This is a genomic window from Burkholderia sp. (assembly GCF_018375725.1).
GTDB lineage: Bacteria > Pseudomonadota > Gammaproteobacteria > Burkholderiales > Burkholderiaceae > Burkholderia.
The window spans coordinates 1-10,018 of the sequence record NZ_JAHACR010000139.1; the positions used below are offsets into that span (position 1 = coordinate 1).

At 65.5% G+C, this 10,018-nt stretch carries 9 protein-coding genes; 8 read left to right on the forward strand and 1 reads right to left on the reverse strand.

Features of this window, described 5'->3' with window-relative positions; translation table 11 throughout:
• The 8 genes from KH616_RS15195 to KH616_RS15230 all read left to right on the forward strand — a co-directional run.
• A partial coding sequence (locus tag KH616_RS15195; RefSeq protein ID WP_292247554.1) for a GTPase occupies positions 1 to 576 on the forward strand: 576 nt, incomplete at its 5' end.
• Between the two features lie 47 nt (positions 577 to 623).
• A complete protein-coding gene (gene hflK / locus KH616_RS15200) occupies positions 624 to 1,958 on the forward strand; it encodes an FtsH protease activity modulator HflK (protein WP_292247556.1) in 1,335 nt (444 codons plus the stop codon).
• A 15-nt stretch (positions 1,959 to 1,973) separates the two neighbouring features.
• The gene (locus KH616_RS15205; protein ID WP_292247559.1) at positions 1,974 to 2,870 is read left to right on the forward strand and encodes a protease modulator HflC; all 897 of its coding nucleotides are present in this window, start codon (positions 1,974 to 1,976) and stop codon (positions 2,868 to 2,870) included.
• Positions 2,871 to 2,906: 36 nt separating this feature from the next.
• Positions 2,907 to 3,098, forward strand: coding sequence for a DUF2065 domain-containing protein (locus tag KH616_RS15210; RefSeq protein WP_175877452.1), 192 nt, complete (start codon positions 2,907 to 2,909; stop codon positions 3,096 to 3,098).
• A gap of 97 nt (positions 3,099 to 3,195) precedes the next feature.
• Positions 3,196 to 4,344, forward strand: coding sequence for an ATP phosphoribosyltransferase regulatory subunit (locus tag KH616_RS15215; protein WP_292247611.1), 1,149 nt, complete (start codon positions 3,196 to 3,198; stop codon positions 4,342 to 4,344).
• Between the two features lie 113 nt (positions 4,345 to 4,457).
• Positions 4,458 to 5,804, forward strand: coding sequence for an adenylosuccinate synthase (locus KH616_RS15220; protein WP_292247614.1), 1,347 nt, complete (start codon positions 4,458 to 4,460; stop codon positions 5,802 to 5,804).
• 6 nt (positions 5,805 to 5,810) lie between these two features.
• Positions 5,811 to 6,407 (forward strand): phosphoribosyltransferase, encoded by a 597-nt coding sequence (locus KH616_RS15225; RefSeq protein ID WP_292247617.1) that lies wholly within the window; start codon positions 5,811 to 5,813, stop codon positions 6,405 to 6,407.
• A 249-nt stretch (positions 6,408 to 6,656) separates the two neighbouring features.
• Entirely contained in the window at positions 6,657 to 8,567 is a 1,911-nt protein-coding gene (locus KH616_RS15230) for a potassium transporter Kup (protein ID WP_292247620.1), read from the forward strand.
• A 218-nt stretch (positions 8,568 to 8,785) separates the two neighbouring features.
• Here KH616_RS15230 and KH616_RS15235 read toward each other — a convergent pair.
• Positions 8,786 to 10,018 (reverse strand): helix-hairpin-helix domain-containing protein (locus tag KH616_RS15235; protein WP_292247622.1); only part of this gene is annotated, 1,233 nt, incomplete at its 5' end.

Consider the following 10,018-nt stretch of genomic DNA (forward strand, 5'->3'; position numbering starts at 1 on the left):
GGCTACACGAACGCCGGCAAGTCGACGCTCTTCAATGCGCTGACGAAAGCGCAGGCGTATGCGGCCGACCAGCTGTTCGCGACGCTCGACACGACGTCCCGGCGCGTCTATCTGGGCGACGAGGTCGGCCAGATCGTCGTGTCGGATACCGTCGGCTTCATTCGTGAGCTGCCTCACCAGCTGGTGGCGGCATTCCGCGCGACGCTGGAGGAAACGATCCACGCGGATCTGCTGCTGCATGTCGTCGATGCGTCGAGCGCGGTGAGGCTCGAGCAGATCGAGCAGGTCAACGATGTGCTGCACGAGATCGGCGCGGACACGATCCGGCAGGTGCTGGTGTTCAACAAGATCGATGCCGTACCCGAGTTGGCGGCCCGGGGCGACGCGGTCGAGCGGGACGAGTATGGTAATATTTCGCGCGTCTTTTTGAGCGCACGCACCGGTCAGGGTCTGGACGCGTTGCGCGCTGCCATTGCCGAGATCGCGGCCGCGGAACATCTTTCCGGCGCCATGCCGCTCGACGGCGCGTCGGCAGAATCACACGAAGACCACACGATTTCCGAACAGGGGCGCTAACCGGTCCCGGCCGGTTCGCCGGCGTCCAATCTGGTGAACAAACTCTGGTGAACGAATACAACGAGCGGAGTACCTGGCGACGGATGCGCGCCATGCTGTCGATCAACGATCCCCGCTGGGGGCGTGGCGAGAGCAATGGCGGGACCCAGCCCCGTGCCAATGAATCGAAGCGCCCGCAAGGCGGCGACGGCGAAGGCCCTCCCGATCTCGACGAAATGTGGCGGAATTTCAACCGGCGCCTGGGCGGCCTGTTCGGCGACAAGGGCGGTAACGGTTTCCGCCCGGACAACGGCAGGGCCGCGCGTGTCGGAGTTGGCATCGTGATTGGCGTGCTCGGCGCGGTGTATGCGGGCAGCGGCCTGTTCGTCGTGCCGGAAGGGCAAACCGGTGTCGTCCTGCAGTTCGGCCGATTCGCGGGCACCGTCGACCAGGGCGTGCACTGGCGTGCGCCGTATCCGTTCGGCTCGCACGAGATCGTCGATACGGCGCAAAGCCGCTCGATCGAGGTCGGCCGCAACAATGCCGTCCGGCTTGCGAACGTCAAGGATGCCTCGCTGCTGACGCGCGATGCGGACATCGTCGACGTGCGCTTCTCCGTGCAGTATCGGATCCGTTCGGCGACGGACTATCTGTTCCGCAGTGCCGATCCCGAGCGAAGCGTGATGCAGGCCGCGCAAGCGGCGGTGCGCACGGTCGTCGGCGCGCGCAGCGCGGCGGATATCCTGAGCCAGAACCGCGATGCGCTGCGCCAGCAACTGATCGAAGCGATTCAGCGCGATCTCGACCGGTATCGGACGGGCATCGAAGTCACAGGCGTGACGATGCAGAGCATCGCGGCGCCCGAGCAGACGCAGGCAGTCTACGGCGAAGTAGCGAAGGCGCGCGACGAGCGCGAGGCGGCGAAGCGTGTGGCGCAGGCTTATGCGAACGCGTTGCTGCCGAAGGCGCAGGGCGATGCGGCGAAGATGATCGACGAGGCGAAGGCCTACGCGGATCGTGTCGTTACGATGGCGGAAGGCGACGCCGAGCGTTTCAAGCAGGTTTATGCGCAATATTCGAAGGCGCCGGCTGTGATCCGCGAGCGCATGTATCTCGAAACCATGCAGGAAATCTATTCGAATACGACGAAGGTTTTTGTCGGCAACAAGGGCGGCAACAACGTGCTGTACCTGCCGCTCGACAAGCTCGTCGAGCAGGGGCGTCAGGGGGCGGCAAGCGCCGCGGCGCCGAATGGCGCATCCGCTGCCGCGCCGTCGCCGGCGGCCGGCGCGCCGTCGAGCGCGGTGCCGGCCAGCGCGGCGGCCGCGTCGGCGTCCGGCGGCGACCTGCAGCGTTCGCGCGATGCGTTCCGCAGCCGGTCGCGTGACGATGGTGCGAAGTAAAGGAGAGCGCAAGACATGAACCGAATCATTGCGCTCGTCGTCGCAATTGTCATCGTTGCCTTCGCCGCGTCGTCGACCGTCCTGACTGTCGACCCGCGCCATACGGCCGTGTTGTCGGGTCGCGCGGGCACCGAGCCCACGCTTGTCGGTCCGGGCCTCCATTTCAAGCTGCCGCAGCCGTTGCAGACAGCGACGCTGATCGATGCCCGCCTGCAGTCGCTCGAGTCCACCGATCCGCTGCAGTTTGCGACGGCGGACAAGCGCGATCTGCTCGTCGGCTACGCGCTCAAGTACCGCGTTGCCGATCCGGTGAAGTATTTCACTGCCACGGGCGGCGAGCCGTCCGCGGTCGCCGATCGGCTGGCCGCCGCGCTGAAGGGCTCGCTTGGCGATGCAATCGGCAAGCGCGACCGCGACGACGCGATCGGCGGGCAGCGCGCGATCGCCGAGGAGGCGCGCGATGCGTTGCAGGCGAAGGCGGCCGGCTTCGGTGTCGACGTCGTCGATGTGCAGCTTACGCGGGTCGACCTGCCGGCCGCTCAGGTGGAGGATGCGTACCAGCGGATGATCGTGGATTTGCGCAAGCAGGCGGCGCAGGTGCGCGTCGAAGGCGAGGCGCAAGTCGAGCAGATCAAGGTGGATGCGGAGCGCGCACAGCAAACCGTGCTCGCGAATGCGTACAAGTCGGCGCAGGCGATCAAGGGCGAGGGCGATGCGAAGGCTGCGACGATCGCCGCCGATGCGTTCGGCCGCGATCCACAGTTTTACCAGTTCTATGCGAGCCTGCAGGCATACCGGAACACGTTCAAGCGGAACGACATCATCGTTGTCGATCCCGACAGCGAATTCTTCCGCTTCATGCGCAGCCCGACGGGCGGCGCCGCGCCCGCGCCTGCTTCCCGCAAACACTGACCTTGGGGCGCCGCGTCGCGCGGCGCTGTCGATCGCATGGACCTGGCTGGCTCGTTGTTGCTTGCAGTTGCGCTGATGCTGATCATCGAGGGGGCGTTCCCCTTCGTGTTTCCGTCCGCATGGCGGGACACGTTTCGTAGAATAGCGGAGCGGCCGCCGCATCATATCCGGATCGGCGGGCTGATCGTGATGGTGCTCGGGCTCGCCTTGCTGCTGCTCGCCACCTGATCCGGACAGCGCCCAGGCCTGTCCGCTCCAACCCGATTTCGCTTTATATCTCGGCGCGTGTTTCACGCGCCATGTTTCCCGTCGTAGGATCGTATCGATGTCGACCTGGTTACTTCCCGAAAATATTGCCGACGTATTGCCGTCGGAAGCGCGCAAGATCGAGGAGCTGCGCCGCAGGCTGCTCGACCGCTTCCGTTCGTACGGCTACGAGATGGTGATGCCGCCGCTGCTCGAATATCTCGAGTCGCTGCTGACGAGCGGCGGCAACGATCTGCGCCTGCGCACCTTCAAGCTGGTCGACCAGCTGTCGGGGCGCACGCTCGGCCTGCGTGCGGACATTACGCCGCAGGTGGCGCGGATCGACGCCCATCTGCTCAACCGTCAGGGCGTGACGCGCCTCTGCTATGCGGGCAACGTGCTGCATACGCGTCCGCGCGGCCTGCATGCGACCCGCGAGCAGATCCAGATCGGCGCCGAGATTTACGGTCATGCCGGCCTAGAAGCCGATCTCGAAGTCCAGCAGCTGATGCTCGATGCGCTGCATTTGACGGGCCTGTCGAAGATCCGTCTCGACCTGTGTCATGCCGGCGTGCTGGCGGCGCTGTTCGCGCGCGACGCGCAGGCGGCCGAGCGGGGCGAGGCGCTTTACGAGGCGCTCGCAGGCAAGGACGTGCCGCTGCTGAACGAACTGACCAACGACCTCGGCGCCGAATCGCGCGCCGCGCTGCGTGCGCTGCCGCATCTGTACGGCGATGCGAGCGTGCTGGACGAAGCGCGCGCGAAGCTGCCGGCGTTGCCGGAGATCACCCGGGCGCTGGACGATCTGGCGCAGCTTGCAGCCCAGGTCAAGGACGCCGAGGTGGCGATCGATCTGGCCGATCTGCGCGGTTACGCGTATCACAGCGGCGCGATGTTCTCCGCGTATGTCGATGGCGTGCCGAACGCGGTCGCCCGCGGCGGCCGCTACGACCATGTCGGGCAGGCGTACGGCCGTGCGCGTCCGGCGACCGGCTTCTCGCTCGATCTGCGCGAGCTCGCCCGGATCTCTCCGGTCGAGGCTCGCGGCAACGCGATTCTCGCGCCGTGGAAGCAGGACGATGCGCTGCGGGCCGCCGTTGCCGCGCTGCGCGATGCGGGCGAGGTCGTGATCCAGGCATTGCCGGGGCACGATCATGTGCTCGACGAGTTCGCATGCGACCGTTCGCTCGTCGAGCGCAACGGCGCGTGGGTGGTCGAGCCCCGTTAAAAGGCGTCCGCGCGCCAGGTTTTTGGGTTCCATATCGTTGAAGTGAAACGGAAAAATTCGGAACCGGCCGCGAACATAGGTAGAATACGTTTTTAACCAGCTAACGAATCAACATGTCTGCCAGCGCAGTGAATGTGACTCCCGGGCGCAATGTCGTCGTCGTGGGGACTCAATGGGGTGATGAAGGCAAAGGCAAGATCGTCGACTGGCTGACGGACCACGCCCATGGCGTCGTGCGTTTCCAGGGCGGCCACAACGCCGGCCACACCCTCATCATCGGCGGCAAGAAGACCATCTTGCGCCTTATCCCGTCGGGCATCATGCGTGAAGGCGTCGCCTGCTACATTGGCAACGGCGTCGTCCTGTCCCCCGAGGCATTGTTCAAGGAAATCGGCGAGCTGGAAGAAGCCGGCGTGAACGTGCGCGAGCGTCTGTTCATCTCGGAAGCGACAACGCTGATCCTGCCGTATCACATCGCGATCGACCAGGCGCGCGAAGCGCGTCGCGGCGCGGGCAAGATCGGCACGACCGGCCGGGGCATCGGCCCGGCGTACGAAGACAAGGTCGGCCGCCGCGCGCTGCGCGTGCAGGATCTGTTCGACGCGAAGACCTTCGCCGACCGCCTGCAGGAAAACCTCGACTTCCACAACTTCGTGCTGACCCAGTACCTGGGTGCTCCGGCAGTCGACTTCCAGGCGACGCTCGATACGATGCTCGGCTACGCCGATCGCCTGAAGCCGATGGTCGCGGATGTCTCGCGCCGTCTGTACGACGTGAACAACGCCGGCCAGAACCTGCTGTTCGAAGGTGCGCAAGGCACGCTGCTCGACATCGATCACGGCACCTATCCGTTCGTCACGTCGAGCAATTGCGTCGCCGGTGCGGCGTCGGCGGGCGCGGGCGTCGGCCCGCAGAAGCTCAACTATATCCTCGGCATCACGAAGGCATATTGCACGCGCGTCGGCTCGGGCCCGTTCCCGAGCGAACTGTACGATGCCGACAATCCCAAGCGTCAGGACCAGATCGGCGTCACGCTCGCGAACGTCGGCAAGGAGTTCGGCTCCGTCACGGGTCGTCCGCGCCGTACCGGCTGGCTCGACGCGGCCGCGCTGCGCCGTTCGATCCAGATCAACGGCGTATCGGGCCTGTGCATGACGAAGCTCGACGTGCTCGACGGTCTCGAAGAGGTCAAGCTGTGTGTCGGCTACAAGATCGACGGCAAGGATGTGGACATCCTGCCGCGCGGTGCGGCCGACGTCGCGCGCTGCGAGCCGGTGTACGAAACCTTCCCGGGCTGGAAGGAAAGCACCGTCGGCATCAATTCGTGGGATGCGTTGCCGGCCAATGCCCGTGCGTATCTGACGCGCGTCCAGGAAGTGGCTGGTGTGCCGATCGACATGGTGTCGACCGGTCCGGACCGAGACGAGACGATCCTGCTGCGCCATCCGTTCAAGGTGTAAGAGTCGATGACGCAACAGAACACGATGATGACGTCGCTGGTGATGTCCGATCCGCGCAACGACGACATGAACCTCTGGGTGGGCTGGGACGAATATCACCGCCTGATCGAGCTGCTCGCGCTGCAGGTGCACGAATCCGGCTGGAAATTCGACCAGATCCTGTGTCTCGCGCGCGGTGGCCTGCGCGTCGGCGACCAGCTGTCGCGCATCTATGACGTTCCGCTCGCGATCCTCGCGACCAGTTCGTACCGCGAAGCAGCCGGGCGCGAGCAGGGCGAGCTCGACATCGCGCAGTACATCACGATGACGCGCGGCAATCTGGAGGGCAACGTGCTGCTGGTCGACGACCTGGTCGATTCCGGCGTCACCCTGGCGCGTGTGCAGGAGCATCTGAAGGTGCGCTACCCGGCCGTTACGGCGGTGCGCTCGGCGGTGCTCTGGTACAAGGGCTGCTCGAAGGTGAAGCCCGACTACCACGTGCAGTTCCTGCCGACGAATCCGTGGATCCATCAGCCGTTCGAGGAGTGGGACACGGTTCGTCCGCATAATCTCCAGGCATGGATCAAGCGCGGTCTCGCGCAGCGCAACGGCGCGGACGCGTAAGCGTTCCGGCCGATTGCCGACTCTTCACGGCGCCGCTTGCGGCGCCGTTTTCGTTGGTGCGCGCGACGCCGGATAGGCAGACGCAGCTGCCGCGGCTATGATGGCTCGCTCTGCCACAGCGCCCGCCGCGATGCATGCGCGGCCGGAACACGTGGCTTCACGGCAACAGGACAGGGCGGCGTTTCCCGGGCTGGCCGGTTAGAATAGCGCTCGTTTTGTTCGGCTCCGGACCCGATTATTACGCTTTATATGAACGATACGACCCACGCGATTGATTCGCCTCACTCGCCGACGCAACAACATTCGCTGCAGGCGCTCGCGATCGCGGCGATCGGCGTGGTGTTCGGCGACATCGGCACGAGTCCGCTCTATTCGCTCAAGGAGGCGTTCAGCCCCGCGCACGGCATTCCGCTGACGCAAGGCTCGATTCTGGGCGTGATCTCGCTGCTGTTCTGGGCGATCGTCCTCGTGGTCGGCGTCAAGTACCTGCTGTTCGTGATGCGCGCCGACAACAACGGCGAGGGCGGCGTGCTCGCGCTGATGGCGCTGTCGCTGCGGCCAATTGATTCGAAGTCGCGGCTCGCCGGCGTACTGATGGCGCTCGGGATTTTCGGGGCATGCATGTTTTACGGCGATGCGGTGATCACGCCGGCGATCTCGGTGATGTCCGCGGTAGAGGGGCTCGAGATCGCGACGCCGCATCTGTCTCATCTGGTGTTGCCGATCACGATCGTGATCCTGATCGCGCTGTTCTGGATTCAGCGTCATGGCACCGCGACGGTCGGCAAGCTGTTCGGCCCGATCATGGTGCTGTGGTTCGTCGTGATTGCAGTGCTCGGCGCGTATCACATCGCGCGCGAGCCCAGGGTCATCGCGGCGATCAACCCCTACTACGCGGTTTCGTTCATGTCGGCGCACGTGCTGCAGGCCTATGTCGTGCTCGGCTCGGTCGTGCTGGTGCTGACGGGCGCCGAGGCGCTCTACGCCGACATGGGCCACTTCGGCGCGCGTCCGATCCGCATCGCCGCGTACGGGCTCGTGATGCCGTCGCTCGTGCTCAACTATTTCGGGCAAGGCGCGCTGTTGCTCGGCAATCCGAAGGCGATCGATAACCCGTTTTTCCTGCTTGCGCCCGACTGGGGCCTGCTGCCGCTCGTCATCCTGTCGACCGTGGCAACCGTGATTGCGTCGCAGGCCGTGATTTCCGGTGCGTATTCGCTGACGTCGCAGGCGATTCAGCTCGGCTACGTGCCGCGCATGAAGATCCTGCACACGTCGGATCTGGCGATCGGCCAGATCTACGTGCCGGTCGTCAACTGGCTGCTGCTGGTCGTGATTCTGTGCATCGTGATCGGCTTCAAGAGCTCGGACAACCTGGCCGCGGCGTATGGCATCGCGGTGACCGCGACGATGGTGATCACGACCGTGCTCGCCGCCGTGGTGATGGTCAAGGTGTGGAAATGGAACAAGCTGCTGGTCGGCGCGATCATCGCCGTGTTCCTCGCGATCGACCTGGGCTTTTTCGGCGCGAACCTGCTGAAGGTCGCGCAGGGCGGCTGGCTGCCGCTCGGCATCGGCGCGCTGCTGTTCTTCCTGCTGATGACCTGGTACAAGGGGCGCGAAATCCTCAAGGAGCGCACGGCGGCCGACGGTATTCCGCTCGAGCCGTTCCTGAAGGGGCTGCTCGCGCATCCGCCGCATCGCGTGTCGGGCACCGCGATCTACCTGACCGGCAACGACAAGCTCGTGCCCGTGAGCCTGCTGCACAACCTGAAGCACAACAAGGTGCTACACGAGCGCACGCTGTTCCTGACCTTCGTCACGCGCGACATCCCGTATGTGCGCGACGACCAGCGCCTCACGGTGCGCGATGCGGGGGGCGGCCTGTATATCCTCAAGGCGGCGTACGGTTTCAATGAAACGCCGGACGTGAAGGCGGTGCTGGAAGAGTTCAGCCGGACGCACGACATCACGTTCGAGCTGATGGATACCTCGTTATTCCTCGCGAGCGAGAAGGTCGTGCCGACGCAGTTGCCCGGCATGTCGATCCTGCGTGAGCGCGTGTTCGCGTGGATGCACCAGAATGCGGCGAAGCCGACCGACTTCTTTTCGATTCCGGCCAACCGCGTTGTCGAGCTCGGCACGAAGATCGAAATCTGATGAGAGCGGGGCTGCGTCCCCGCCCGCTGCGGCCGGGACGACACCGTTCTCCACGGATTGGCGCGCAGGCGGCGCCTGAGAGAACAGGCCGGGCCGCCTCACTCCTGTTCGCCAGATCCAGGCGGCTTATCAAATAAAACACCCCAAGGGCCGGATCGATATCCGACCTTTGGGGTGCCGTGCATCAGGGGATGCTGTTACCGGGCGATCGCGTGTGCTCAGCGCTTGAGTTTCGCGAACGCCGCGGCCATCGCGCCGGCCGGTTCCGGTGTGCGGGAGCGCGCCGGGCTGCGGCCTGCGCCGCTCCGGTCCTGCTGGCTGCCGCGCGGCGCCGAGCCGGCGGGGGCGGCATCATCGTCAAGGCGCATCGTCAGCGAAATGCGCTGGCGCTTGACGTCGACGTCCAGCACCTTGACCTTGACCACCTGGCCGGCCTTCACGACTTCGTGCGGATCCTTGATGAACTTGGTCGACATCGCGGACACATGGACGAGCCCGTCCTGATGCACGCCGACGTCGACAAACGCGCCGAACGCGGCGACGTTCGTCACGACCCCTTCGAGCACCATGCCCGGCGCGAGATCCGATACCTTCTCGACGCCTTCGCGGAACGTCGCGGTCTTGAATTCCGGACGCGGATCGCGGCCCGGCTTTTCCAGCTCGGACAGGATGTCGCGCACGGTCGGCAGACCGAAGCGCTCGTCGACGAATTCGGCGGGCGACAGGCCTGACAGCGCGTTGCGGTTGCCGAGCACGTCGTCGATGCGCTTGCTGATCTTCGCGAGGATCCGCTCGACGACGGGATAGGCTTCCGGGTGCACCGACGAGCGGTCGAGCGGGTTTTCGCCGCCGTTGATGCGCAGGAAGCCGGCCGCCTGCTCGAAGGTCTTGTCACCGAGGCGGGGCACCTTGCGCAATTGCTCGCGCGACGGGAACGGGCCGTTTGCATCGCGGTAGTCGACGATGTTGCGCGCGAGCGTCGCATTCAGGCCGGACACGCGGGCGAGCAGCGCAGCGGACGCGGTGTTCGCGTCGACGCCGACCGCGTTGACGCAGTCCTCGACGACCGCATCGAGCGAGCGGGCCAGTTCACGCTGGTTGACGTCGTGCTGGTACTGGCCGACGCCGATCGCCTTAGGCTCGATCTTGACGAGTTCCGCGAGCGGATCCTGAAGACGGCGCGCAATCGACACCGCGCCGCGCAGCGACACGTCCAGGTCGGGGAATTCCTTCGCGGCGAGCTCGGAGGCCGAATACACCGACGCGCCGGCTTCTGACACGACGATTTTCTGCAGGCGCAGTTCGGGATGCTTCGCGATCAGCTCGCTCGCGAGCTTGTCGGTTTCGCGCGATGCGGTGCCGTTGCCGATGCTGACCAGCTCGGCCTGCGTCTGCGCGGCGATGCGCGCGAGCCTGGCGATCGAGCCGTCCCAGTCGCGGCGCGGCTCGTG